The organism is Rhizobium sp. YS-1r (genome assembly GCF_000757525.1).
GTDB lineage: Bacteria > Pseudomonadota > Alphaproteobacteria > Rhizobiales > Rhizobiaceae > Neorhizobium > Neorhizobium petrolearium.
On record NZ_JPYQ01000004.1, the window covers coordinates 91,842 to 116,002 of the forward strand.

Below are 24,161 nucleotides of genomic sequence, written 5' to 3' on the forward strand. Positions count from 1 at the left end.
CCCCCCCGCACGATGTGGACAAGCTCGAGCGCGGGCAAGAGCGCTGATTTCAGGCGGGGAAAATCGCGAGCGATCGCCCCTTCCCGCCACAGCTGGGACCTGAGCGATGTCACCCTTCGGGCGAAATCAGGAGCATCGGAGCGATGAAGGACGTGGACGCTTTCAGGTCGGCCAAAGTCGACTGACCGAGCCCCGACGGCCAGTGCCTGCATATCGAAAGCGCCGGGATAGGTTATCGCCCGTTTCAGGTGTGGCCATGCGATGTCAACATCGCGCATGACCTGCGAGCCTGTCCGCAGTCGATCGATATACTGCAAAACCCCCGTTAGCAGCAGGTTTCCGGCGGCTGCATCGAGTATGCCATAAGCCGTCTCGCCGGCATTGCTGCGAACGCTACCATCGTCCGCTTCGCTAAAGTGACGAACGGAAGGGATCGCCGGTTCGAACAGGCTTTCGATGATCTGCCAGTAACGCAGGACGACCGTCTCCACCTTCAGGGGATTGTAAAGGTTGTTCTCGACCACCAAACCTGAGACCTGGTGGAAATGCTCTTCGCTGAGGCCCTTGTAATTAGACCGGGCAAACTGGATCGTCTCGAACGCTCGTTCAGGCAGGCCGGCGGCCAAGAGCCGCTGCGTACTGCCATAAAGCCCGGTATCGCAAAGGACGATGCGTGAGGCGTCGCCGGCAATTGTCTTCAGATGACGCACGAAGAGGTCGCTTTGTCTGGCGACGTCATCAATGATCATACGACCTTCAGGCGTCTCCAGCATGGAAAAGAAGCGATGCGCCTCAAATTTGTCCTGCCAGACTGCCGGAAGCTCGTAACGCCTGCTGCCGAGAGCGTTGGCCACATCTGCAAAGCTTCTCGTCTCAAATTCCCGGCCAAGTTCGTCAAGCACAGCGGGGCTGCGCCTTATCAGCGCCACACGCGCAGCAACCAGGCGGGAAACCATGATGTTCTCGCGCCGGATCCCAAGTGGCAGGTCAAGCCTGGCGAGCAGACGCTCAAACGCCTCCCTGATGCCAAGCCCTCCCCGCGCGCAAAACAGCAACGTGGCGTCGTCCCGCGCCTCCGCCTGAGAGGCATAAAGCCAGATGTTCAAACAGAACTGCGCGACGATCGGGCCGAACACTTCACGGCCAAACGCCGTTCGATCGTCGAGATCGGGCACACGTCCTTGCGACCGTACCAGATGATGCCCCACTCTTCTTATGGTTTCCATTCGTGCTCCGTCGGCACGAGCGGCCCATCGCTTGAAGCGCCCTTTGGGCAGATGCATCGCATTGATCCCCATCCTTGTGGGAACTTCACAATCGGCTATGTAGTCGTCGCCGATGTGCAGCATCTTGTCTGGCGCAGACTTCTCCTGCGAAAGTACGACCGAGAACAGGCTACCGTGTCGCTTGCTGGCCCCGACTTCCGCGCTTGAGTAGATTTTGTCGATCAGACCGGGCCCGTGAAAATAATCGATCAGTTCTTTCAACAGACCGGTCGGCAATCCGGTGTCGGAAACCGCCACGACACGAATTCCGGCTTTGCGCTGCTGACGCAGCATCTTCGCCAATTCCCCATTGGCAGACAAAGACGCCTTCTCGATCATGATTTCGAGGGCCAGGCGCTTCTCGACCATGGATTGGGGAAGGCCGAGCATGATCAATTGGCGGGTGACGATGTCGAAGAGCTTCACTTCCCCAACGCCGCCGCCGACATTCAGTGCACGATAGGCAAGCTTTTCCGCGAGCTGCCTGGCTCGGAAAAGATGCTCGGCGCCAACCCGATAGCCTTGCTGGCACAAGAACTGCGCAAATCTTCGCTCGCCCTGCATGATCCGCGACCGCTGAGACAGCGGCTGACGCAGCAGCAGGGTGTCGAACACGTCCGTGGAAATAAGACCGATACCCTCCAAGGGCTGATGAATATGGTCGAACTGTTTCCCTAGCACTGAATAACCCCTTCGCCGTCGATTAATTTCGCCCCAATCTCGACCAGCGACGCGCATCGTCGAGAGGCAGCAAAAGCAGGATCAGTGAATTCACATTTGGCGAAACGGTAGCAGCGTCAAATCACAAGAGGCAAGTTAAAACTGAAATCTTTCAGCTTTATTCCGATTGACGTTGCAAAAAATACTCATACACAGCTATTTATAAGGTATTGTTTTTGCGGGATCGACTCCTTGCCATACCGATAATACTATCAAAATCAGTTACTGTATCGGCGAAATGGAGCGTTTGGATGAACGACGCAAAACCCCATATCATGCCCGTTTCTTCGATACAGTATTTTGACGTCGTCGTCATTGGCGCAGGCATTTCAGGACTTGTTAGCGCCTCAATATTATCAAGAAAAGGAGACCGTGTTGCTGTCGTGGATGACTATGACCACGTGGGCGGAAACCACATAGACTGGTCATCTCCGGAGGGGTATACATTCGATATTGGCAGTTTGATCTTCCAGGACGATTCACCTTTGCTGCGGCATTTCCCGGAGCTGCTGGCGCATTACATCCCGATCAATCCCAGTTGGGGCAGGCTCAACCCGCAGGGCAAAATCACCGATTATCCGATCTCGATCCGGGACGATATTGTTGGAGCCGGCCCTGTCGGTTTGCTGCGTATCTTCGGCTCGGTGCTTTATGCACGCCTGTTTTGCAGGCGACTGGACAGTGCGAGGGATTTCGCGCGCTTTTGGGTCGGCGGATATCTGCTTCATCGTTCCGGGCTGGAAACCTATATGCGACGTTTCTACGGGATTTCTCCCGACAAGGTCGATCTTGAACTCGCCCGCAAGCGCATGCTGTGGATTGCAGAATATGCCTCGTTGACGAACCTGATCAGGCTCGCCTTCAAACGCAGGAAAAGCAAAGGGCGGAAAAACCGACAGATGGCCCGGCCCAAGGAGGGATACGCCGCCCTCTATCAGCCCGCCGTCGAGACACTTCAAAACGCAGGGGTCGCCTTTAAGCTGTCGGCTTCCATGAAGAGCATTCGCAAGAGCCCCTTCGGATTTGAGCTCTGCCTGGGAGATGGCACCATCGCATCCAACCGGATCATCTCGACCGTACCGATCGAAGTCGCCGAGAAACTGTGCGGAATCTCCCCCAGCTCAAGTCTCACGACCATCACGCTCATCTCGCTTTACTTCAGCTTTTCCGGCGATCGCGGCTTTGAGCGATCCATCATCTACAACTTTTCGCATGAAGGTTCGTGGAAGCGACTGACCGTTTATTCGGATTTTTATGGGCGGGTCATGGATCGGGAATATTTTGCCGTAGAGGTGATCGCCGGCACCGTCGCGTCGACCGAGCAAGCGGAAGCCGATTTCCGTCGCCATGTCGGTTCCAATCGCATGTTCCGGGGAGACCTGAAACTGGAAGGCAGCCAGACGCTGACAAATGCCTATCCGATCTACAGCAAAGGCGCGGCCGATGACGCCGCCGATGCCATCGTGAGACTGCGGGCTTTTGGGATTGAATCATTGGGTCGCCAGGGAGCTTTCAACTATCAACCAACGGCCAGGGTTTCCACGATCGACGTCGAGACGGCGATCGGGAAGCATTGATTGCGATTGTTTAAGCCGGAGCGCCGCGCTTTGTACCTGCAAGAGGCCGCGCTCTGAAGCACAATTTTTACCACCGTGTCTTGACGGATCAGGCGGCGAGAGGTCGAACATGCGAATATTGCATATCCTCAATCATACGCGGCGTCTCAACGGCAATGTCCATGCAGCCGTGGATCTTGCCTGCGCGCAGGTCAGGCTCGGCCACCAGGTCTACATGGCAAGCGGAGGTGGCGATTTCGATCACCTTTTACGGGAGCGCGGGATTACAACACTCCTGGTCGACCATGAAAGAAAGTTCTCCAAGCTTGCCAGATCCCTGATCCGGCTGAATGGCCACATCCGGAAGTTCGACGTGGACATCGTTCACGCGCATATGATGACCAGCGCCGTTCTTGCCTTTCCGATCTGCAAGCTCAAGGGCATCCCTCTGGTGACCACGGTGCACAACGAATTCGAAAAGAGTGCGACGCTGATGGGCCTCGGCACTCGCGTTATCGCCGTCAGCGATGTCGTCGGCGGCTCGATGAGGCGACGTGGCGTGGCGGCGTCAAAGCTGAAGGTCGTGCTCAATGGAACGATCGGATCAAGCCGCATGGAAGGACGCAGCGGCGAGCCCAAAGCGCTGAAATCGCCATCCGTCCTGTTCGTTGGCGGGCTGCACCCGCGCAAGGGGTTGCCGGACCTGTTTGAGGCATTTGACCTCGTGCACGAGGAGATTCCTGGGGCGCACCTTTACATCGTCGGAAACGGGCCCCATCGCGACCAGTATACTAAGCTTGTAGCCTCTTTGAAATGTGCCCCCGCCGTCACGTTCGCCGGCTCGATCGGCGACCCCTACCCCTACATGCTGGCGGCCGACATTTTTGTCCTGCCATCGCATGCCGATCCAGCACCTTTGGTATTGTCGGAAGCGCGGGAGGCCGGATGCGCAATCGTCGCGACAGCGGTGGATGGTATTCCGCAACTGCTCGAGCATGGCGAGGCGGGAATTCTCGTGCCGCCGCGCGATCCATCGGCCCTGGCCAAGATGTTGATCCACCTTTTGAAGTCGCCGGAGCAGATCACCGCCTGGAAGGAGAAGAGCCAGTTGAGGATCGACTACCTGACGATTGATCGGGTGGCCAGGGAAACGATGGACGTCTATCGATCAGCAATCCCAAGCGGGAAAATGGGCGTCTGAACGCATGGCTGTGCGTCAGCTTCATCCCGGGCGCACATGCCGTCAGACGTAAAGAACGCGCTTCAGTTGCGATCGCAGTTGCTGTGATCGAGAAGGATCGACGCGGATCGACGCGATATGCCTTGCCATCTTATTCGGCAAGACGAAGAGCGCGATCGCAAACAGCAACAGCGCAAGGCGCTTCTTGCCCGTGTTCTCGCGCATCACAGCACCGATATAGGCCGATAGCTGGCTTAAGTCAGGCCGCTTGCCATCGACCACCACGCTCATCGCCTTGAGCTCCATCACATAGGCATAATCGTTGCGAACTTCGATTTTTTCAGCTGCCGCGCACCGTTCCTGGACGAGCTGCGACAGATGATGCAAGCGCCCCATGAAGCGGTCTATATAGCCTTTCATGCGGCTTGAAGTGAGGACGGAAAAAGAGGACTGGTTGGAATTGTGGATCCGGTACTTTCCAAGCACCTTATCGATCGATACGACGCGCCCGACGAACGGGGCCAGGAGGTATGAAACGCCGTCTATGCCTCGTTCGTAATTCATTTCGCCAAGACCTTCGTAGACGTCACGCCGATAGATATTTCCCGAGGTTGGCGGGGTATTGTAGTATCCTCTCTTGCGGATCGACTGGATAAGGGGGCCGGAGTCCTCCGATGGCTGAAGCGTGGGAAAGGCGTTGCCGATCGGATCGCCGTTGTGATCGATCGGAAGAAGCATGAACTGGATCTTAGACACGTCGGGGCGCAGATATTGGGCAACTTGCGCAATGGCACCGTCGGCAATGACGTCGTCGGCATCCAGAAAATAGACAAAATCACCTTTCGATAAGGACAGACCGGTCAAAGATGTCTTGAGCTGACCGCGATTTTCCGTTCGCAAAGCGATGATCCGATCTTTGAATTCCTGGATCTTTTCCCAGGATCGATCGGTAGATCCGTCATCCACCACTACAATTTCAAGCCATTCGTAGTCTTGCGAAATAACGCTTTTGATGCATTCGCCTATATAACGCTCATAATTATAACAAGTGATGATAACGCTTAGAATTGGTTGGTTAATTTTCACCTTGCAAACCTTATCTACAAAGTTTATGTTGCATAGCAGCATAGCAAGTGAATTATCGTCCGTCTACAAGAATGGACTAGCAACCGCCAGCGCATGTAACTCATTTTGATAAGATCCAGGATCGTCGAATCAATGAGAAATATTCGGCGGCAAACAGCAATGTCTTGAAGAAATATCGTGAGCTTCGACCTGAATACCGTGGCGGAAATCTTTAACAAGACAACCGCATCAGGCGAGAGCTGTGCCTAAACATGTGAACAGGTCGGCTGTCACTTCGCCGGAAGGCAGGTACAGCAACCAGAAACTGTTCGCTCTCGACAGAGATTTGTCACCTAAGGGCCGGAGGACGTGGACGAATGAAAATGACGGACGGCAAGCCGCGCAAGGGCGATGGGCTTCATCCGAACCGCCGACTTAAGATCCTTTATATTCAGCCCGGCACGAAGTCTTTTGCGGGGATTGAACGTGTGGTGGATGCCGTCTGCTCCATGCTGGCTGACAAATATGCCGAGGATTTCGACATCGACGTTCTGTACACGTCCGTCCATCAAAACCGGCCGGCGGAGCCGCGAAAATACAGCGTCATTGATCGGGCGGTAAAGACCCGGTTCGAGTTGATGCGGACCTTCCGAAGCGTCGTCAAGGCGAAGGATTATGCGCTCGTGGTGGTACCGCAGATCGAACCGACGGTGATCTGCATGGCCGCATGCCTCGGCCTTGATCGTCGTTTTGCGATCCACTTGCATGGTAATCCCGGTCGGGAGCGCAGCCACGCGAAGGCGAAGATATTGTTCTTTTTGATGCGCATCTATTTTCTGAGGAAAGTATCCTATGTCTTTGGAACGTCACCAAAACAGTTGGACGCCTTTAAGAGGATGTTCCACAGCAAGGTGCCACAGGTTTGGGTTCCCAACCCCGTCAGGAGGTTCGACTTTTCCGGCAAGGGAGAAGCCGGCGACAAAGCGGCGGTCACCTTCGTGAATGTCGGACGGTTCGCCTTCCAAAAAGGACAGGATATTCTTCTTCGTGCCTTTGCCGAAGTCGTCAAAGTCCGCCCGAACGCGAAGTTGAAGATCGTCGGATATGGCGCCGGCGAAACCGCTCTTCGCGCCGAGATCGATCGGCTGGGTCTTTCCGACGCGGTCTCGATTGAGCATCATCCCGTCAACCCCCAGCCCGCACTTGCCAACAGCGATATCTACGTGTCGACGTCGCGATGGGAAGGCTGGTCGCTGGCCATATGCGAAGCATTGCGATTTGGGTTGCCGGTCATTGCGACAGATTGCGAGTTCGGGCCAAGCGACATACTCGTGGATGAGCGTCTCGGCCGGCTTGTACCGGTTCGCGGCGGAGAACCGCTTGTAAGCGCCATGATCTACTATTGCGACAACCTGACTTCGGAACGCCTCCACAGCGATTTCCGCAAGGGCTTCATTGACCGATACAGCCCGGAGCGAGTGGTGGATCTTCACGCCGATGCGTTGCGGGTTGCTGCAAGAGAACTTTTGTAACCACCGTCCCACGGAAGGGTGCCATGATGTCTTCATTGTCGCGGCGCGGCCTCCTGAAAGGCTGCGCTGGAGCCTTTGGGCTGACTTTTTCCTCTCATCGAAGCTCGGCCACCGCGCTGTTTGGCGACGATCCCACGCTTGGCCGCGAAGTCGTCTTCGAAGACCGGTTCCACACACTGGACTGGTCGGTTTGGGACGCGGGCCCGAAAGCGACCACGTCCGACACCGGTTTTTATGGACGGTCCGCTTTTGCCAAAAAGGACGGGGAAGAAGGCTTCAACCCGTATGCGATTGTCGACGACCCCATGGCAGAGGACGGGAAAGCTCTACAAATCTCCGCCCGCTACATCGGAAAGCCGATGAATGTGCGAAAATACTACGGAAATACATTGCCTGAGTTTCAATGGATTTCCGGCAATATTCAGACTGCGAGGAAAGACGGCACGATCCTCAAAGGATGGCGCAAAGGTTACTTTGAGGCACGGATGCTCTTTCCCCGGCATCCCGTCACCTGGCCGGCATTCTGGATGCTGAACGGGCGAAGCATTCTGCAGCCCAAGACCAGCATCGAGCTGGACATCGTGGAGCACAAAGGTTGGGAGCCTACGCTGTACGGCACGTATCTTCACGAATGGGGTCAGCCGGGTCAAAACAGCGAAAGCACCGGTGTCGAAACACCGGTTGACATGACGAAGGGCTATCACCGCTACGGCATGCTTGTCGATGATAACCGCTGCATCCCCTACTTCGAGCGCAGGCCGGTTGTCGATCGAAGGACGGGAAGACCTGCAGACTGGCCGATTACCCGCTCACGTCAGCTGGACAACGACGGCGATGTCTTCTGGCCGCTGCTGACCCTGGCGCTGCGCACCGACGTGCCGTTCCCACGACCGCTGCGGTCTGAGGACCGGTCGACCCACATGCGCGTCGATTACTTCAAGGTCTTTTCCTAGAAAAACGGAGGTCAGTCTGTATCGCGGACAACAGGTCCGCCCGATGGTTCCGCCACAAGCCTAGCCCATCAATGAACCTGCCCAGAAGAGCTTTAGCTATCCCGGCACAAAAGGACGTCAGAGGCAATAGGATGCGATACTTTATCACGGGCACCGCCGGTTTCATCGGCTTCCATCTTGCTCGACGGCTGCTGCAGGACGGACATACGATCACGGGCCTCGACGGGATGACCCATTACTACAACATCAAGCTGAAGCAGATGCGGCATGCGGCCCTGGCGCAGTTCCCGGCATTCCACCCGGTCATCGCCATGCTAGAAGACCGCGAGGCTGTGGAGAAGGCCATCGCAGAAGCCGACGCGGATGTGATCATACACCTGGCAGCGCAGGCCGGCGTTCGCTACAGCCTGGAAAACCCCAAAGCTTATCTATCGTCGAATCTCGAAGGGTCCTGGAACATTCTGGAGATTGCCAGACAGGTCGGGATCGGCCACCTCATGCTTGCTTCCACCTCGTCGATCTATGGCGCAAATGCGTCCATCCCGTTTCGCGAAACGGACCGCGCCGACGAGCCGTTGACGTTCTACGCGGCCACGAAGAAGTCGATGGAACTGATGGCCCACAGCTATTCGCATCTCTACAAGATACCGACGACCGCCTTCCGCTTCTTTACCGTCTACGGGCCTTGGGGCAGACCGGACATGGCGCTCTTCAAGTTCGTCAAGAACATCCTGGAAGACCAGCCAATCGAGATATACGGCGAAGGCGCAATGAGCCGTGACTTCACCTATATCGACGATCTGGTGGAAGCTGTGGTTCGCCTCTCGAAAATCGTCCCGTCGGAACCAAGCCGCATCGCGGATGCCCGCGTCGAAACACTGTCTCATCAGGCACCCTTCCGGATCATCAATATCGGGGGCGGTCAGCCGCAAACCCTGATGACGTTCGTGGAGACGGTCGAAAAGTCCCTCGGTCGCACCGCGAGGCGAAGACTTCTTCCGATGCAGAAAGGCGATGTACCGCATACGTTTGCCAGCCCTGATCTGCTTTATGCGCTGACCGGCTACAAACCGGATACGACGCTTGATGTCGGCGTCGAGGCCTTTGTCAGCTGGTATCTTGAAGCGTGCGATGAGCTCAACACTGCTCCGAAGGAGCTCGTTGCATGAGCTATAGACCGGAAATCGATGGGCTTAGGGCTGTCGCTGTTGTTTCGGTGCTGCTGTATCACGCCGGCATATGGCCCTTCACGGGCGGCTACGTCGGGGTAGACGTCTTTTTTGTCATCAGCGGATACCTGATTTCGGGGATCATCCTGAGAGAGGTTCACGACGGGCTCTTCTCGGTGGTAGGCTTTTATAATCGTCGCATTCGGCGCATCTACCCGGCTCTGCTCGCGACCATCATCGTGAGTACCGTCCTTTCAGCCTTCACGCTTTATGCCGACGACTTCAAGGACTTCGGCCAGAGCGTGGTCGCGACGCTAACCTTTTCATCGAATCTGCTCTTCTGGTTTGAAACGGATTATTTTGCCCCGAACGCGGAACTGAAACCGCTGCTCCACACATGGTCTCTCGCGGTCGAGGAGCAATTCTATGTCCTATTTCCGCTGCTGCTGATCTTGACGAAGCGCTGGAGTTTTTCCGCCACCTTCTTCATTCTTTCATCGCTGACGCTCGCAAGCTTTTGCGCTGCGCAATATGTTTCAACGACATTTCCCGTAAGCGGGTTCTTTCTTCTGCCGTTTCGGATGTGGGAACTGCTGGCCGGCGCCTTGCTGGCGCTTTATGAAACAAGATATCCCCGTCTCAACGGTGGCATCGCGTCGCTCGGCGCGGTTTTGGGACTGCTCCTCATCGTCTATGCCGTGCTCCGGCTGAACCAAGAAACGCCCTTTCCCGGGATTTTCGCACTGATACCCGTGTGCGGATCAGTGCTTGTCATCCGGTATGCGCATTCCTCGACCCCCGCGGCTCGGCTTCTATCGTCCAGGCTAGCTGTTGGCATCGGACTGATCAGCTACAGCCTGTATCTCGTCCATCAACCGATCTTTGCGCTTTACCGATACGCGCAACCGGCCGAGCCCTCGTGGCTGGAAATGCTCGGGCTGATTTCTTTGAGCGTTCTTCTGGCCGCGCTTTCCTGGAAATTTGTTGAACAACCGGTCAGAAAGGCGAGCTTCAGTTCGCGCAAAGTGTTTGCCGGTGCGACATTCGGCAGTTTGATCTTGATCTGCGTTGGCGCCGTCATTCACGTCAAGTCAGGGTTTCCGGCCTGGACCCTGGCGCGGCTTTCGCCGGAGCAAGCTGTCGTCTATCGAAATCTGTTGACTGAAAAGAGACGCGTCGACGAAATCGCCGATGGGAATAGGCTGACGGACTGCATTTTCCGCACAGCCGAGATGAACCAGGTGTTCAAGAACCAGTTCGCCGCCTGCGCAGCCCGTCATGGTCCGGCCCTGATGATCGTCGGGGACTCCCACGCGGGAAATCTCTTCGATGCCCTAGCTCCCATTTCGCAGCGCCCCTTTGTCGTTGGATTAAGCAAGGGCTTCTGCCGCGCCGTCGAAAGCAATCCCCAGTGCTTCTATGACACCCTGCTTGATTTCGCCGAGGAACATTCCTCATCGATTTCGCTCATCGTCTACATGCAGGCCGGCTTTTACCTGCTCGACGCCCCGGACGGCACGATCGGCAGCAGGGACATGTTCCACCGCTACGATGGACGCTCCTTCGATGCGAGCCGCCAGCGCATAACCTTGACGCTCTCCTACCTGCGCAAGCTCTCCCTTCACACCCCGATGGTTTGGCTGGGACCATGGATCGATCCCCATGTCACACAGAACCAACTGGTCGCCAGAGGTTGCGATGGACTGGCAGCTCTCCCAAATCCGTTCGTCATTCCCTCCTACAGACATCTCGATGAGATGGCCCGCTCCATGGCAGACCAACATCAGATCACCTACGTCTCCACGATCAGTGCTGTGAATTTCGACCCGCGCAACGACATTTTGGACTGCCGGCACGTCTATTTCATGGATGCAGACCACTGGAGCGAGGCCGGCGGAGCAAAATTCGGTCCCTTGGTTTTGTCCGCACTTATTCGAACGCTGCCGGATTGGCTGAACCCACCGGATGCGAACCGAAAGAAAAGGACACCGTTTTCGCGTCAAACGCGACGTACCGTTCCAACCCCGAGCACAAATGAGCCAACACGTGCGACTTTTTTTCTACCTTGAACTTGCTGGCAGCAGAATGGTCGACCCCTTGGGGGTCGAATGTGTGACGCTTGAAGCCGCGGTTGCGGACACGACCGCCGAAATCCGCGCGACGGTCGCCCAGCATCTCCTGCGCGGTGAGCCGCTGCCACTGATGAGGGTGAATATCATGGACGACGCCGGTCGGCTGTTAACGAGCATATCTGTCGCGGATGCCTTGAAGGATGTTCTGCCGTCTTGCTTCGTCAGCCATGGCCAGATGCTCGAAATTCGGCATTAGGCGCCGCGCGAGCCCAATATGACGGACCTCTAATGCACACCAATTTGATGCCCAAGCGGATACGGGTCAGGAGACGCAGATGTCGAGACGAATGAACACTTGCCGATCGGGCAAAACCACCGCTCGACGCAGACCACGAAAGCCCATCAAAAAGAAGAGCAAGATGAGCGAGGTCACGATCGGTCAACAAATCATCCGTGATCTACCTACTGCGTCCACCGCGGAAAGTGGAGATCTTGTTATTCCTTTCAACCGTTCACCGATGGGGCTGGCTCGGGAAAAATGAACAGTTGAGATCAATCGTTTTCGGCTCCCTAAGAAGGTAACATGCCGGACCAGGAGCCATGGTGACGAAATCCCCTTGCCGCAACCATTCATGCCGACCGCAAGCGCGATCTCTGCAGCGGATGCGCTTTTTGGGTACAGCTGGAAATCGGTATGCGGGCTATCGTTATCCGTGAGGGGCGGGACGCGGAGGCAGCACGGCGCGTGTGTCAGCAGCATCGGCTCTTACGGAAGCAAGGCGCCGGCCGGTCGGCTGAGCCTGTCCGAGAACACCCTGTCGCAGGGCTGGGCGATGAAGGTTCCATCCCCCTGGCCGTGCGCTCCAACCATTTTTTGTTCCACGTTGAAACGATCGCTGCTGCGGTATTGTTGAATTCGACAATTCATCATATATGATACAGTATAAAACATTATTCTTCGGATATGGATGATTACCGTGGGATCTCCGAAATCGAATGCCGCCCTTGAAAGGCTTGGAAACGACCTCCGTGGCGCTCGCTTGCGACGTGGCATAACCGTCGCCGATCTGGCGGTGCGCGCGGGTACGTCGCCAAGCACGGTTGCCCGTCTTGAAAAAGGGGATTCCGGCGTCGGTATCGGCACGCTCGCCGATATCCTGGTGGTGCTTGGTCTCGTCCACCGCCTGGCGGATTTGGTCGACATCCGCAACGATGATCTGGGCTTGGCATTGGCTGGTGAACGCCAGCCGCGTCGTGGACGATCTTTTGCCACGATGCTGCGCAGACAGAAGGCGAAGGGCGAGATGCCAAAGGATGACGCTGATGTCGTCGATCCGGATGGAGCGTCGTTCTGATGAGCAACTTCAACGCGCACGTTGTTCTCGGCGAGAGCCTGACCCCGGTTGGTCAATTACGGTTCACAAAAGCCGGGCCACGGCAGTTTTCGACCTTCACCTATGATCCGGCCTGGATCGAGAATCCGCGCTCCTTTGCCGTGCAGCCGAGCCTTTCTCTTGATGCAGGGCCATTTCATGCGTCTGGCCAGTCCGGAAACGTGCGCGATGCGCTTGTGGGCGCCTTTGCCGACGCCGCTCCGGATAGCTGGGGTCGCAGGCTTCTGGAGCGCGCCTACGGCAGTGGCCTGTCTGAATTTGAATATCTAACCCTGTCCGATGACACCTGCCGGCAGGGTGCTTTGCGCTTTCTCGATGATGAAGGACAGATCATCCGGGGCGGGGCGGCTGATGCTGTGCCACGCCTTGTCGATCTGGAGGTCATTACCGCCATCGCCCGGGCGTATGAGCAGGGCAAGGATATCTCCGCTGAGCAGATGCAGGCGCTTGCCGGTGCGGGCGGTTCCGGTGGCGCGCGTCCCAAAGCCAACGTTCGGGATGGCGAGACGCTCTGGCTGGCCAAATTCACATCTGTCCATGACCAGGGGCCGATCGAGCGCGTCGAGATCGCCACGCTCCGCCTTGCCCGAGCTTGTGGAATCCGGACGCCGGAAGCAAGACTGGAACTCGCTGATACGCCCTTTCCGGTCGCCCTGATTCAGCGGTTCGACCGTCGCGACACCGCACGGATTCCCTATATCTCGGCGCGAACCGCGCTGGGAAAGACCGGAACCGAACTCGGTTCATATACGGAGATGGTCGATTTCATGCGTGCCTATGGCGCCTATCCACAGGCGGATTTCCGCGAGCTCTTCCTGCGTTTGATTTTCACGATCCTCGTATCAAACAAGGATGACCATCTGAAGAATCACGGCTTTCTTTATGTAGGGTCGGGCCGCTGGCGATTGTCCCCGGTTTTCGATGTGAACCCGGCGCCTGATCGCAATCCACATCTCGAAACCGCGATCTTGGAGGGGGGCGCTCACGACCGGTCTATCCATTTGGCGCTGGAAGCCTGCGAGTTTTTCGAGGTCGTCGAGGCAGATGCGCGACGGATGATCCGCCAGACCGCTCGAAGGATCGCCGAAGAGTGGCGGGAGGCTCTTCGAGCCGTGGATGTATCCGGTGCGGCGGCGCGCGAATATGAAGCCGCCTTCGTGAACGACCAGACCGAGATTGCACTCGCCATTTAATGTCAAAAATGAACAGTATCTTTGATATACATGTCAAATATGATGAATTATGATTATTCATGGGGCTAGAAATCCGATTGAAATTTCTCCCCTCTACGATGCCAGCGCCGACACGTACGTCTGCCTTGCCGGAAAGGCACTCACATACCGATACACCACGTAGGAAATGGGCCTGATGTTGCGCCGCTATTCGGGGGAATGCTTGTCGATCATGTCCTCTCAGGGCCGAATGCACGACGGGCAAGACCGATGGATTACACTTTGAAAACACGAGCATCTGATCAAAGCCATGTATTCCCGGATGGAGGAGAACCCGCCCCTCATGCGCGCCCGACGACGCACAGTCGAGCATCTGTTCGGCACCATCAACGCATGGACGGGCTCACCCCGCTTCCAAATGCGCAGGCTACCAAACGCTCGAACCGAGATGGCACGGCACGTTCTCGCCTCCAGTTTTAAGCGGGTAATCTGTATGATCGCCGCAGGAGCACTTTTGAATGCAATCGCCGCCTCAGCGGACGGATGTACCGCTTCTGCAGCAATGCAGACGAAAAATCTTGCTCCGATAGGTTGAGGCCACTAAAAATATTCTACCAGTTCTGCTGGAGGTTTCCCATTTTCCAGGGGACGCGACATTGGAATGAGGAGCAGGTGCCTATGACGAAAAAGCCAAAGCTGGAGCATTCGGATTTCTCCGGCGAATTCGAAGACGATAGTATTACCGTCCTAGTGGACATTCATAGGCTCGCCGGCAGTAACGACGGGTGGACCCTCGAGGTGATCTCGCAGGAAGAAGACGTGACGACGTGGGAGGACAGTTTCACCAGCGACAAGGAGGCGTGGGAGGAATTTCTCGCCACGACGGAACGAGACGGCATTCGTTCGTTCCTCGGCGACGACGACGCCACCCAGTCCGTGCACTAGGTAGGACCGGCCGACGGAGTAATAAGCGCGACTTCGCCCGTCCATGCGGGCGCGTTCGGTCGGCTGAAACGAACGCAGCGCTTACACCACCAAAATCATCACATCGAGGAACGAGAACTGTCCTCGCACGGCAGTTGCGGGATCCTTGATGGTGGTGCCGCCACCTGCCGGCGGCGCACTCCGCCAATTTGATCGTCTGCCTAGAAGACAAACAAGTAAAGCAGGATGATCACGAAAATAGGAACGCCCATCGCCCACAACACAACACCCTTAAGCATCGTCTTTCTCCTCTGTTTCCGACACACAACGCGTTGCGTGGGCCGCGGTTCCTGCCCGCAGGAAGATGGAGATTTCGGATCGACGACGGCTGCTTCGGGCCGGTCGTTGCCTAGACTTATCGTTGACGTCGGACATATCGATCTACAAAATTCCGGCATTCGATCCGGTGCACCAACCACACACATCCTGAACGTTCCGGACCAGGATCATCCTCAGGATGCTGTATTCGAATTTCAGGCCATGCGAACGCTCCGCGACGGGCCGCTGTAAATTCCCAAACGGGGGATGACAAAAATCAATGTAGCGATCGGTTCGTCGAGACAGTCTGACGTGGAGTTCAGCTTTCACTCGAGGCAGAATCGCCATGGCAAAATCGGGAAAAATCGTAGCGATCCGCGGCGCAGTGATCGACATCACCTTCGCGCCGGAAACACTTCCCGAAATTGACGAAGCTCTTTCACTTCAGGGCGAGACCGTCACTTTGCTGGCAGAGGTACAGGCGCATCTCGACCGTCACACGGTCCGCGCAATCGCGCTCCAGGCAACCAGCGGGCTTCGGCGGGGCGACGAGGCGGTGCGTCTCGGCCAGCCGCTCAACGTGCCCGTCGGCGATGCGGTCCTGGGACGACTGATGGATGTCGCCGGCAATGCCGTCGATGGTCGCGGGGAATTTCCAGCCAGCCTGCCGCGTCGCCCGATCCATCGGCAACCTCCGGCGCTCGTCACTCAAAAGGGCGTCTCCGATCTCTTCGTCACAGGCATCAAGGTGATCGATCTCCTGACGCCGATCGCCCGGGGCGGGAAAGCCGCCATGTTCGGCGGCGCGGGCGTCGGCAAGACGGTTCTCGTGATAGAACTCATCCATGCAATGGTCGAGAGCTACCGGGGTATTTCCGTCTTCGCGGGCGTCGGCGAGCGCTCCCGCGAGGGGCACGAAATGTTACTGGACATGACGTCCTCCGGCGCACTTGCCCGCACCGCACTCGTCTTCGGCCAAATGCCAACAATGTCGTCCGTATAAAGGTAGACCGGATCGGCAGTCGGGGTCGGAACGTAGGCTTTCCGCATTCGAAAGATCGGCCAAGGACCGGAACCAAGGAAATCTTCTCGCGGCACTTCGGCAAAAGCTGCCTCAACATGTTCATCGACAATTCTAACAGCCGCCGTGATCTGCTTCGCATAAGCTCGACGCACGATCTTCAATTCGTCCGGTGTCATCAGCCCATCAACTCCAATGAATAGCTTCTCTGTCGCGAAAATCCCGTAGACTGTCCTAAAACGCCGCGGATAGAGGATCTTGCCTAGGTTTCCCGATGACCACTTTTTGGATCGGCTTTCATGCTTCCTCGACTGCGTTGGCAATGTAACCCCCGGTCTGCCGTTTCCAGAGGCGGGCATAAAGCCCGTCGCGTTCGAGTAGAGCCGACGGCGTTCCCTCCTCGACGATACGGCCTTTGTCGAGCACAACGATCCGGTCCATACTGACGATCGTCGATAGACGGTGGGCGATGGCGATCACCGTCTTACCCTCCATTAGGAGCGCGAGCTTGTCCTGGACCGCTGCCTCAGCTTCGCTGTCGAGCGCCGACGTCGCCTCGTCGAGAACGAGGATCGGTGCGTCCTTGAGCAGAACCCGGGCGATGGCGATCCGCTGACGCTGCCCGCCAGAAAGCTTCACTCCGCGGTCGCCCACGAAGGCGTCATAGCCGGTGCGGCCCTCGCCGTCCCTCAGATCGGCGATGAAGCCGTCGGCTTCGGCCAGCATTGCGGCGCGTTCCATCTCCTGATGCGAGGCATCGGGCCAGCCATAGCGAATATTGTCGCCGACGGAGCGATGCAGTAGGGAGACATCCTGGGTGACGACGCCGATACTCTCCCTGAGGCTTGCCTGCGTCACGTTGCGAATGTCCTGACCGTCGATGTGAATCGCACCGTCCTGGAGGTCGAACAACCGCAGGAGCAGACTGACCAGGGTCGACTTGCCGGCGCCAGACAGGCCGACGAGTCCGACCTTCTCACCGGCATCGACGGTGAGCGACAGGTCCTCGATCACGCCCGGCCCCTGGCGGTACGCGAACCGAATGTTCCTGAATTCGACCTTGCCCGTGGTGACAGCAAGCGGCCGGGCGTTCGGCGCGTCGGTGATGGTCGGAGGTGTGGTGACGACCGGCATCGCGTCGCGGATCGTGCCCACGGCTTGGAATATCTGCTGCCCCATATTCAGAAAAGCGCGGGAATTCGCGTTGAGCCGCTGAACGATTGCGATCGAGGCGACGAACTGACCGGTAGTCACCAAGCCCGAGACGAGACCCCAAAACCCCACCGCAAAATTGGCGATGATGAGAATCACGTTGAGCAGGACCACACTGCTGTCAGTCGTCAGGTGGACGCGCCTTTCGCGTTGCTGCGTCTCGATAGCGTTTCCCATGACGGTCCGCATCGCACCCGCCTCGCTGTCTTCGGCCGCAAACAGTTTGACCATCTGAATGTTGCTATAGAGGTCGGTCATGGCGCCGACAATAAGGCTGCGCGCGCGGGCCGAATGGCGGGACCGTTCCGAGAAATGTGGCACCGCCACCACCGCAAGCGCGGCATTCGCAGCAATCCAAATGAAGACCGGGATGGCCAGCGGCCAGGAAAGCGTTGCAAGCAGCACAAGCGACCCGACAAACTGCACCAGGAAATACGGCAAGCTCTGGAACGCGACAGCGATCTGCTGTTGCACGGCAGAAGCGACCTGCGAAATGCGTGAGGCAACCTGGCCGGCGAAAAGGTCGTGGAAGAAGGCAAGGTCTTGGTGTTCGACTGCCTTGTGGCCCTGCCACTGCATCGCGGCCGGCATCGACACGGCCAACACCTGGGAACGCAGCGTGTTGCCGAGAAAGATGAGGAGCGGCATTACCGGGAACAGCAGCACGCCGAGAACCGTCAGGGTCGGCCAGTCCTCGCGCAGGAAGACCGTTGCACCTTTTGCGCTCACCCCGTCGACGATGAACGAAATGCCCCAGATTGTCGCGAGGTTGATCCCCTCGATCGCCATCATGAATATGGCGACGGCTGCCAGCACGCCGCGGAACATCCACGCGAAATGCATAAGCAGCGCGAAAGGCCCCGTCGCCGGCAGCGGTGCATAGGGGACGTCGAGTGGACGGACGAGCGTCTCGAAGGGGCGATAAATCAAATCCAAAAGCGACATATCGGAGGCAAACAGGCGAGGGAATGGAAATCGCCGGTAGTTAATCACGGATTGGCCGGCGGGAAAACTCAAGCCGGTTTGAATGTCCAGGTTGCCCGTGGGCGGCACTTCGCTTTGCAAGATTCCAAACTACGATAGCGGCCATTTATCGACAGGTCTGAAGAAGGCCGCGCTCGACCCCATGCGCGAGCACCTTAGGGTATACCCCCGAGTAATATGCCGCCAATACAGCCCGCACCGTAACATCTGGGTTCGACATGAGGGCTGCGAGATCATTCGCTCGGAGAAACTATCCGGTGGGAGCCGGATCCGATCTTTTAGACCAGTCTCCGCATTCGACTTGTCGGGGACAATCCACTTGGCTGCCGCGTTGTCTCCGGCTTGTACATCGAAACGCGATCTGATTGGAAGCGCTCGGTAGCATCGTGAAGCACCCTCGCAACGACCTTGAGCTGTGGTGTGGGTTGCCCTGGCTTGCCGTTGAAGATCGATCTTGAATGCTCTTGCGAGCTATCTTCTGCAGCTCTATCCCTGCAATATTGATCCTCTTCGTTCGAGTAAGCCCAGATGAGCCTTGGTCAGGACCAGTTAGACATTGAGATATTCAAAGGACTGGCAGGGGTGCGGCTCGCCATGCGCCGGTTTCTCGCCTTCAGCGAAGCGGTCCTGACCAAGGCGGGCATTACCTCCCAGCAATATCAGGCGCTTCTTGTCATCAAGGTCGCTGCGAACAACGCAATCATGATCAAGCAGTTCGCAAACGATATGCTGCTGTCACATCACGCCGCCGTGCAGCTCGCCGACCGTCTCGTGGCGGCAAAACTTGTGCTGCGTACAGCATCTCAGGAAGACAGGCGCAGCGTTTTTCTGAAACTGACGACCTCTGGCGAGGCGCTTCTCGATACGCTTGCGCGTGATCACCTTCGCGAGATGCTCGCACACGAACCTCTGCTGGCCGAGTCTCTCCGGCGCCTTCGCCAGATGGGCGAACCGGACGCTTAAAACCGGATATCAGCGCTGGCTGGATAAGCGCAGCCTCTTTGGGCCTGCTTCGACAAAGCGCATTGATGAGCTAACCAAATCGCTACCTCGCCTGCTTTTCTTGGTCGTCATCATTTCTGCCGGGAAATCTGAGCTTTTTGGTTGCATCCGTGAAGAATCTTGGGCCGACCAATCGGACCCGCTTTCCGGCGATATCGACGATATAGCGCGGTACATCGGGAGCGCCCGTGGGCCGTACCTGCGTTGCCGCGGCGGCAGGCAACGAGCTGAGCCCGACGCCCAACAGTGCGAGCGCTTTTAAATAGGGTGCCGTCCTCAATCTCATGATGAGCATCTCCCGAAGCGAGCACAGTCCATCTGACGCTCGGACCTTTGTTCCACGCAACGCAGCAAGATTATTCCCTGGAGGATGGCTCGCGTCCCGCCACCGGCAATATCTTCGCCGCACCAACCGTCTCCCATCGGATGCCAGCGCTTTGGTCAGGGTTTCTTCGAAATTTGACCGTCATCCTCCGCGGGCGTTTTCCCTCGCGATACATCAGATAAATTGCGGTGCAGCCTTCCCCTGCCTGCGCAACCGATAGCAGTTGTCCTGGTGTCGTCACGAGCAGGCCTTTGGCTGCAGCGGCACAGGTTGAGACCTCTCCAGCCTTGATCGGATGGGCCAGGAGCAAAAGTGCAAGCAGAACCAAGGGTCTTAACGTCATCGGGACCGGACACAGCGAGATGATTGAAACGACCTGCAGGCTAATGCAGCCTCGACAGGTTGCGGAGCTCCTCCGGCTCAAAGAGGGCGTCGCAGATTTCCTCAATCATCACGCGAACGGCACCCGCGACCGGTGGCGAAAGAGTTTCGCCTTGCCGGGCGGCATGGGCAATGCGGATCAATCCTTCCAGTTCAGCTATGTTATCGATCAATCCGTCCAGCTTCTCCTCGATGTCGGGGGGCAATGAAGCGGACATCAACAAACCGTCGACGTTCAAAATTCCCCGCTCGCTCAGTTTGCTTTCGAGAAGCAGTGACAGCTTTGCGAATTCATCTATGTTGGCCATGTCTCCCCCCGATTTGGCACCTTCTCAATTTGCGAGGTTTAGCCTCCGCCATTTTGCGCCCGCAATTCGGGGCATTTTTTATCATTTATATCACGTCGTGATACAAAATGAAAGAATAGAGCTTTGTCACAAAGATCATTTCGGGCGAGGTCAGGCGCTCTTCAGGGTGGTTTGGCGGAATGGTTCGGATCTGGCTATATAGACATTTGCTTTCACCGGCCTCTTCTTGCGTCGTGAACACGTTGCAGCAAAAACTACCTCCTCCCCGTTGCTCATTGATCTTGCTCAAGGCGGGAAGGTCCTGTTGGTTGTCGATTGAACCTTATCGTGAAGCACCGTCGCGACGGACAAGCCGCGGCTAAGGAAGACCGTGAGCAATATTCATGAGGCGGCCATGCAAGAAGTTGCCCTCGTCGACGTCTACCGGCTGCTCGAACCCGGGCCGGTCGTGCTGCTGACGACAAGCCATGACGGCCATTCCAATGTCATGACCATGTCCTGGCATATGATGGTGGAATTCACGCCGCCGCTCATCGCCTGCGTCGTCTCCAGCGCAGACTATAGCTTCGCGGCGCTGCGGCAAACCGGGGAATGCGTCATCGCCATTCCGGCCGCCCCACTGGCACACAAGGTCGTGGGTATCGGCAATTGCTCCGGTCGCGACTTCGACAAGTTCACGCGCTTCGGCTTGACGCCGCTACCGGCAAGTCAGGTTGCAGCTCCGCTGATCGAGGAATGCTTCGCCAACCTCGAATGCAAGGTCAAGGAAACGCGCCTCGTGGATGACTATAATCTCTTTGTATTGGAAGTCGTCGCCGCTTGGCAGGATCCCGAGCAGAAGGCGCCAAGGACCCTCCACCACAAGGGATACGGCGCCTTCGTCGTAGATGGCGAAACCGTCCACATCGAATCCAGGATGCCGTAACGCACGCGCTGACGGCTTCGGCCGGCTGAGTGTCGGGCAGGAGATTGCTATTGTCGGCGCCGGTTGCGGTCGACGTCAGCCGGACCACTATCGAAAAGATGCCCCTCGTCTTTTGTTATACCCTTCCGATGAGGGCATTGATCTCAGTCAGCCCTGAGACGGCTGGCGAGTCCCGGGGCGAACCCGCCGACATTGATAAGGGTCAAGGCGATCTGGTCCTGTGGTGCGATGTTGCTCGAAAGCGGCGTATCCGCCTTAACCTGGAGAAACATCATGAAAGCTCTCGTCTATGAAGGACCGGGGAAGAAAAGCCTGCAGGAGAGGCCTGTCCCGACAATCGCGGCACCGACCGACGCAATCGTCAAGGTCACCCGGACGACCATCTGCGGCACTGATCTGCATATATTGAAAGGCGATGTGCCGACCTGCACGCCAGGCCGCATCCTCGGACACGAGGGTGTGGGAATTGTCGAGGATATCGGTGCCGGCGTGACCCAGTTCAAGAAGGGCGACCGGGTATTGATCTCCTGCATCTCCTCCTGCGGCAAATGCGAATATTGCCGGCGCGGCATGTATTCGCATTGCACCACAGGCGGCTGGATCCTCGGCAATACGATCGACGGCACCCAGGCCGAATATGTGCGCATTCCCCATGCCGATACCAGCCTTTATCCGATCCCGGACGGCGCTGACGAAGAGGCGCTCGTCATGCTGAGCGACATCTTGCCGACCGGCTTCGAATGCGGTGTCCTGAACGGTAAGGTTCAGCCCGGCAGCACGGTTGCCATCGTCGGCTCCGGGCCGATCGGGCTCGCCGCGCTGCTGACCGCGCAATTCTATTCGCCGTCGGAGATCATCATGGTCGATCTCGACGAAAACCGGCTTGAAGTCGCGAAACGTTTCGGCGCGACTGAGACGGTCAAGGCGGATGGAGAGGCGGCCAAACGGCGTATCTTCGATCTGACCGGCGGAAAGGGTGTCGATACGGCGATCGAGGCCGTCGGCGTCCCTGCCACCTTCGAATTCTGCCAGGAGATCATCGCGCCCGGCGGCGTCATCGCCAATGTCGGCGTACATGGCGTAAAGGCCGATCTGCATCTCGAAAAGCTGTGGTCGCAGAACATCTCGATTACGACCCGGCTGGTCGACACGGTCTCGACGCCGATGCTTTTGAAGACGGTGCAATCGGGCAAGATCGATCCGAAGAAACTCATCACCCACCGCTTCAAGCTCGACGCGATCCTCGATGCCTACGATACCTTTTCGAGAGCGGCGAGCACGCAGGCGCTGAAAGTCATCATCGAAGCAGCATGATCCGAAGAAGCGAAAAGAGGCCAGGCTGCAGCACTCTGCCGCCTGGCGTTTCCTAATGTCTAGCGGCGGCCCTCGCGACGCGCTCGACGCCTGGCTTGACCTCGCCAGGATCGAAAGTGGCAGTGTGTTCCGGGCGATTGATCGCTGGGGAATGTCTCGCAGCGTGCGCTTGATCCAAAGGGATCAACGACATCGTCAAGCAGCGGGCGCAGATGGCGGGACTGGACCTGGAGGAATTTTTTAGACCATGGCTTACGCTCCGGTTATCTCACCGAAGCGGCCAACCGAGGCATCCCGCTGCCAGAGGCCATGGAGCAGTCCTGGCATCGATCCGTCCAGCAGGCGTCAGAATACGACAACCATGCGCAACGGCCTAGTGGCAGGGCCACCCGGATGCTGTCCTGAATGTCCGGGCCGCGGCTATAGGCCTGGCCATTACATAGCGCAGGACCTCAAGATTTCATGGATGCACGGAAATTCGCGCAAGAGACGAAACCTGCGCCGCGCGCGATCAACGACCCTCAGCCTGGAACGACAGCCGAATAAGCTGACTGTTCATCGCAGCCCTCTGGCACTCCAGCAGCAGACCATTGTCGATGCGCCCGGTCGAGTGAACCACCAGCACCGGCGCATTGACCGGGCACTGCAGCAGGGCTGACTCCCGTTCCGTCGGCAACCGCGCCGCCACAGTGGTCGACACGCGGCGCAACTGGCCAAGTCCTTCGCGCCGCGCAATCTGCGTGAGGGAATCCGTCTCTTTCAGCTTTCTGTCCAGGTCCACCACAAGATCGGCGCGTATGTGCCGCACCGTCAGGATGAACGGCACTTCGTCGCCGAGGATCAGCGTGGTGACGCGCAGCAGGGGATGTCCGCTCTCGAGGTGCAGGATATTGGCGATCTCGTCGTCTGCCGGCACCTCCTGGCTTTCCACGATGCGGATGGCGGAGCGCACGCCCTGCTGGTCCAGCACATCGCGGAAACGGGAGGTTGCATCCACTTCATAGGTCAGGCCCGTCTGCATGACGAACGAGCCGCGACCGTTCACGCTTCGGATCAATCCCTCCTGCGACAGTGCCAGATAGGCGCGCCGCACCGTGTTGCGGCTGACGCCATACTGTTCGGACAGATCGAATTCAGGCGGAACCTGGCTGCCCGGCAGCATCTCTCCCACCAGAATGGCCTTCTTCACCGCCTGATATACCCTGAACCATTGCGGCTCCATCAATCGTCCCCGACCCCTGAAATTCCATAGCTGTACCTACAGCTGTCATGCGCGTTTCACAATGAGCCCTTAAGGAAATTCGCATCGCGGCGGGCACACCGAAAGTGAGCATTCCGCCGGGCAACGCAGATCATCGTCACGTCATCA

At 57.5% G+C, this 24,161-nt stretch carries 21 protein-coding genes and 1 pseudogene; 16 read left to right on the forward strand and 6 right to left on the reverse strand.

The features are described from left to right. Positions 1-1,910: hydrolase (locus tag JL39_RS04160; RefSeq protein WP_244446835.1), on the reverse strand; the 1,910-nt coding region annotated here is incomplete at its 3' end. A 326-nt stretch (positions 1,911-2,236) separates the two neighbouring features. Between JL39_RS04160 and JL39_RS04165 the strand changes: the two genes are divergently transcribed. Together JL39_RS04165 and JL39_RS04170 are read left to right on the forward strand one after the other, a co-directional pair. Continuing rightward, on the forward strand, positions 2,237-3,562 hold the full coding sequence (locus JL39_RS04165; RefSeq protein ID WP_037146554.1) for an NAD(P)-binding protein: 1,326 nt from the start codon (positions 2,237-2,239) through the stop codon (positions 3,560-3,562). Between the two features lie 109 nt (positions 3,563-3,671). After that, positions 3,672-4,742, forward strand: a complete 1,071-nt coding sequence (locus JL39_RS04170) for a glycosyltransferase family 4 protein (protein ID WP_037146556.1) — start codon at positions 3,672-3,674, stop codon at positions 4,740-4,742. Positions 4,743-4,784: 42 nt separating this feature from the next. Here the strand turns inward: JL39_RS04170 and JL39_RS04175 are convergent, their stop codons facing one another. After that, the gene (locus tag JL39_RS04175) at positions 4,785-5,807 is read right to left on the reverse strand and encodes a glycosyltransferase family 2 protein (protein WP_037146664.1); all 1,023 of its coding nucleotides are present in this window, start codon (positions 5,805-5,807) and stop codon (positions 4,785-4,787) included. A gap of 356 nt (positions 5,808-6,163) precedes the next feature. On the opposite strand from JL39_RS04175, the gene JL39_RS04180 reads away from it, so the two are divergent. From JL39_RS04180 to JL39_RS04225, 10 genes are all read left to right on the forward strand, one after another. After that, positions 6,164-7,318, forward strand: coding sequence for a glycosyltransferase (locus JL39_RS04180; RefSeq protein WP_037146557.1), 1,155 nt, complete (start codon positions 6,164-6,166; stop codon positions 7,316-7,318). A gap of 23 nt (positions 7,319-7,341) precedes the next feature. Next, positions 7,342-8,271, forward strand: coding sequence for a family 16 glycosylhydrolase (locus tag JL39_RS04185; RefSeq protein WP_037146559.1), 930 nt, complete (start codon positions 7,342-7,344; stop codon positions 8,269-8,271). Between the two features lie 131 nt (positions 8,272-8,402). After that, complete coding sequence (locus JL39_RS04190; RefSeq protein ID WP_037146561.1) at positions 8,403-9,440, forward strand: NAD-dependent epimerase/dehydratase family protein; 1,038 nt, start codon at positions 8,403-8,405, stop codon at positions 9,438-9,440. Next, a complete protein-coding gene (locus tag JL39_RS30445) occupies positions 9,437-11,509 on the forward strand; it encodes an acyltransferase family protein (protein WP_052182662.1) in 2,073 nt (690 codons plus the stop codon). The genes JL39_RS04190 and JL39_RS30445 overlap by 4 nt, the downstream gene beginning before the upstream one ends. Positions 11,510-11,525: 16 nt before the next feature. Then, positions 11,526-11,768 (forward strand): hypothetical protein, encoded by a 243-nt coding sequence (locus tag JL39_RS04200; RefSeq protein ID WP_037146563.1) that lies wholly within the window; start codon positions 11,526-11,528, stop codon positions 11,766-11,768. Positions 11,769-11,931: 163 nt separating this feature from the next. Then, entirely contained in the window at positions 11,932-12,054 is a 123-nt protein-coding gene (locus tag JL39_RS32750) for a hypothetical protein (protein ID WP_280114081.1), read from the forward strand. 435 nt (positions 12,055-12,489) lie between these two features. Continuing rightward, positions 12,490-12,867, forward strand: coding sequence for a helix-turn-helix transcriptional regulator (locus JL39_RS04210; RefSeq protein WP_037146668.1), 378 nt, complete (start codon positions 12,490-12,492; stop codon positions 12,865-12,867). Further along, complete coding sequence (locus JL39_RS04215; RefSeq protein ID WP_037146566.1) at positions 12,867-14,099, forward strand: type II toxin-antitoxin system HipA family toxin; 1,233 nt, start codon at positions 12,867-12,869, stop codon at positions 14,097-14,099. The genes JL39_RS04210 and JL39_RS04215 overlap by 1 nt, the downstream gene beginning before the upstream one ends. Positions 14,100-14,756: 657 nt before the next feature. After that, a complete protein-coding gene (locus JL39_RS04220; RefSeq protein WP_037146670.1) occupies positions 14,757-15,023 on the forward strand; it encodes a hypothetical protein in 267 nt (88 codons plus the stop codon). Positions 15,024-15,666: 643 nt separating this feature from the next. Beyond that, complete coding sequence (locus JL39_RS04225; protein ID WP_052182663.1) at positions 15,667-16,323, forward strand: hypothetical protein; 657 nt, start codon at positions 15,667-15,669, stop codon at positions 16,321-16,323. Positions 16,324-16,638: 315 nt separating this feature from the next. Here the strand turns inward: JL39_RS04225 and JL39_RS04230 are convergent, their stop codons facing one another. Continuing rightward, a complete protein-coding gene (locus JL39_RS04230) occupies positions 16,639-18,498 on the reverse strand; it encodes an ABC transporter ATP-binding protein (RefSeq protein WP_037146568.1) in 1,860 nt (619 codons plus the stop codon). Positions 18,499-19,065: 567 nt separating this feature from the next. On the opposite strand from JL39_RS04230, the gene JL39_RS04235 reads away from it, so the two are divergent. Then, positions 19,066-19,500: a MarR family transcriptional regulator gene (locus JL39_RS04235; RefSeq protein ID WP_037146570.1), complete on the forward strand. Its 435-nt coding sequence runs from the start codon at positions 19,066-19,068 to the stop codon at positions 19,498-19,500. A 747-nt stretch (positions 19,501-20,247) separates the two neighbouring features. Here JL39_RS04235 and JL39_RS04245 read toward each other — a convergent pair. After that, positions 20,248-20,553 (reverse strand): hypothetical protein, encoded by a 306-nt coding sequence (locus JL39_RS04245; RefSeq protein WP_052182664.1) that lies wholly within the window; start codon positions 20,551-20,553, stop codon positions 20,248-20,250. Between the two features lie 394 nt (positions 20,554-20,947). Here JL39_RS04245 and JL39_RS04250 point away from each other — a divergent pair, with 394 nt between their 5' ends. Then, positions 20,948-21,478, forward strand: a complete 531-nt coding sequence (locus JL39_RS04250) for a flavin reductase family protein (protein WP_037146573.1) — start codon at positions 20,948-20,950, stop codon at positions 21,476-21,478. A gap of 143 nt (positions 21,479-21,621) precedes the next feature. On the opposite strand, the gene JL39_RS32755 is transcribed toward JL39_RS04250, so the two are convergent. Beyond that, positions 21,622-21,753: a hypothetical protein gene (locus JL39_RS32755; protein WP_280114082.1), complete on the reverse strand. Its 132-nt coding sequence runs from the start codon at positions 21,751-21,753 to the stop codon at positions 21,622-21,624. On the opposite strand from JL39_RS32755, the gene JL39_RS04255 reads away from it, so the two are divergent. Both JL39_RS04255 and JL39_RS32400 read left to right on the forward strand, forming a co-directional pair. Next, on the forward strand, positions 21,752-22,792 hold the full coding sequence (locus JL39_RS04255) for a zinc-dependent alcohol dehydrogenase family protein (protein WP_037146575.1): 1,041 nt from the start codon (positions 21,752-21,754) through the stop codon (positions 22,790-22,792). The genes JL39_RS32755 and JL39_RS04255 overlap by 2 nt on opposite strands. 61 nt (positions 22,793-22,853) lie before the next feature. After that, a pseudogene (locus tag JL39_RS32400) lies at positions 22,854-23,197 on the forward strand (integrase); the annotation flags it as partial. A gap of 106 nt (positions 23,198-23,303) precedes the next feature. On the opposite strand, the gene JL39_RS04260 reads toward JL39_RS32400, so the two are convergent. Then, positions 23,304-24,014 carry a GntR family transcriptional regulator gene (locus JL39_RS04260; protein ID WP_037146577.1) on the reverse strand — a complete coding sequence of 237 codons (711 nt, stop codon included), beginning with the start codon at positions 24,012-24,014 and terminating at the stop codon, positions 23,304-23,306. Positions 24,015-24,161 lie beyond the last annotated feature (147 nt).

What these genes read in the sequence shown, in the direction of transcription:
- JL39_RS32755 (WP_280114082.1), bottom strand. Translation starts at nt 21,753, where the DNA reads ATGATGTTTCTCCAGGTTAAGGCGGATACGCCGCTTTCGAGCAACATC.
- JL39_RS04255 (WP_037146575.1), top strand. Translation starts at nt 21,752, where the DNA reads ATGAAAGCTCTCGTCTATGAAGGACCGGGGAAGAAAAGCCTGCAGGAG.
- JL39_RS04200 (WP_037146563.1), top strand. Translation starts at nt 11,526, where the DNA reads ATGGTCGACCCCTTGGGGGTCGAATGTGTGACGCTTGAAGCCGCGGTT.
- JL39_RS04185 (WP_037146559.1), top strand. Translation starts at nt 7,342, where the DNA reads ATGATGTCTTCATTGTCGCGGCGCGGCCTCCTGAAAGGCTGCGCTGGA.
- JL39_RS04245 (WP_052182664.1), bottom strand. Translation starts at nt 20,553, where the DNA reads ATGGCCAACATAGATGAATTCGCAAAGCTGTCACTGCTTCTCGAAAGC.
- JL39_RS04180 (WP_037146557.1), top strand. Translation starts at nt 6,164, where the DNA reads ATGAAAATGACGGACGGCAAGCCGCGCAAGGGCGATGGGCTTCATCCG.
- JL39_RS04250 (WP_037146573.1), top strand. Translation starts at nt 20,948, where the DNA reads ATGCAAGAAGTTGCCCTCGTCGACGTCTACCGGCTGCTCGAACCCGGG.
- JL39_RS04220 (WP_037146670.1), top strand. Translation starts at nt 14,757, where the DNA reads ATGACGAAAAAGCCAAAGCTGGAGCATTCGGATTTCTCCGGCGAATTC.
- JL39_RS30445 (WP_052182662.1), top strand. Translation starts at nt 9,437, where the DNA reads ATGAGCTATAGACCGGAAATCGATGGGCTTAGGGCTGTCGCTGTTGTT.
- JL39_RS04165 (WP_037146554.1), top strand. Translation starts at nt 2,237, where the DNA reads ATGAACGACGCAAAACCCCATATCATGCCCGTTTCTTCGATACAGTAT.
- JL39_RS04235 (WP_037146570.1), top strand. Translation starts at nt 19,066, where the DNA reads ATGAGCCTTGGTCAGGACCAGTTAGACATTGAGATATTCAAAGGACTG.
- JL39_RS04225 (WP_052182663.1), top strand. Translation starts at nt 15,667, where the DNA reads ATGGCAAAATCGGGAAAAATCGTAGCGATCCGCGGCGCAGTGATCGAC.
- JL39_RS04190 (WP_037146561.1), top strand. Translation starts at nt 8,403, where the DNA reads ATGCGATACTTTATCACGGGCACCGCCGGTTTCATCGGCTTCCATCTT.
- JL39_RS04215 (WP_037146566.1), top strand. Translation starts at nt 12,867, where the DNA reads ATGAGCAACTTCAACGCGCACGTTGTTCTCGGCGAGAGCCTGACCCCG.
- JL39_RS04260 (WP_037146577.1), bottom strand. Translation starts at nt 24,014, where the DNA reads ATGGAGCCGCAATGGTTCAGGGTATATCAGGCGGTGAAGAAGGCCATT.
- JL39_RS04170 (WP_037146556.1), top strand. Translation starts at nt 3,672, where the DNA reads ATGCGAATATTGCATATCCTCAATCATACGCGGCGTCTCAACGGCAAT.
- JL39_RS32750 (WP_280114081.1), top strand. Translation starts at nt 11,932, where the DNA reads ATGAGCGAGGTCACGATCGGTCAACAAATCATCCGTGATCTACCTACT.
- JL39_RS04230 (WP_037146568.1), bottom strand. Translation starts at nt 18,498, where the DNA reads ATGTCGCTTTTGGATTTGATTTATCGCCCCTTCGAGACGCTCGTCCGT.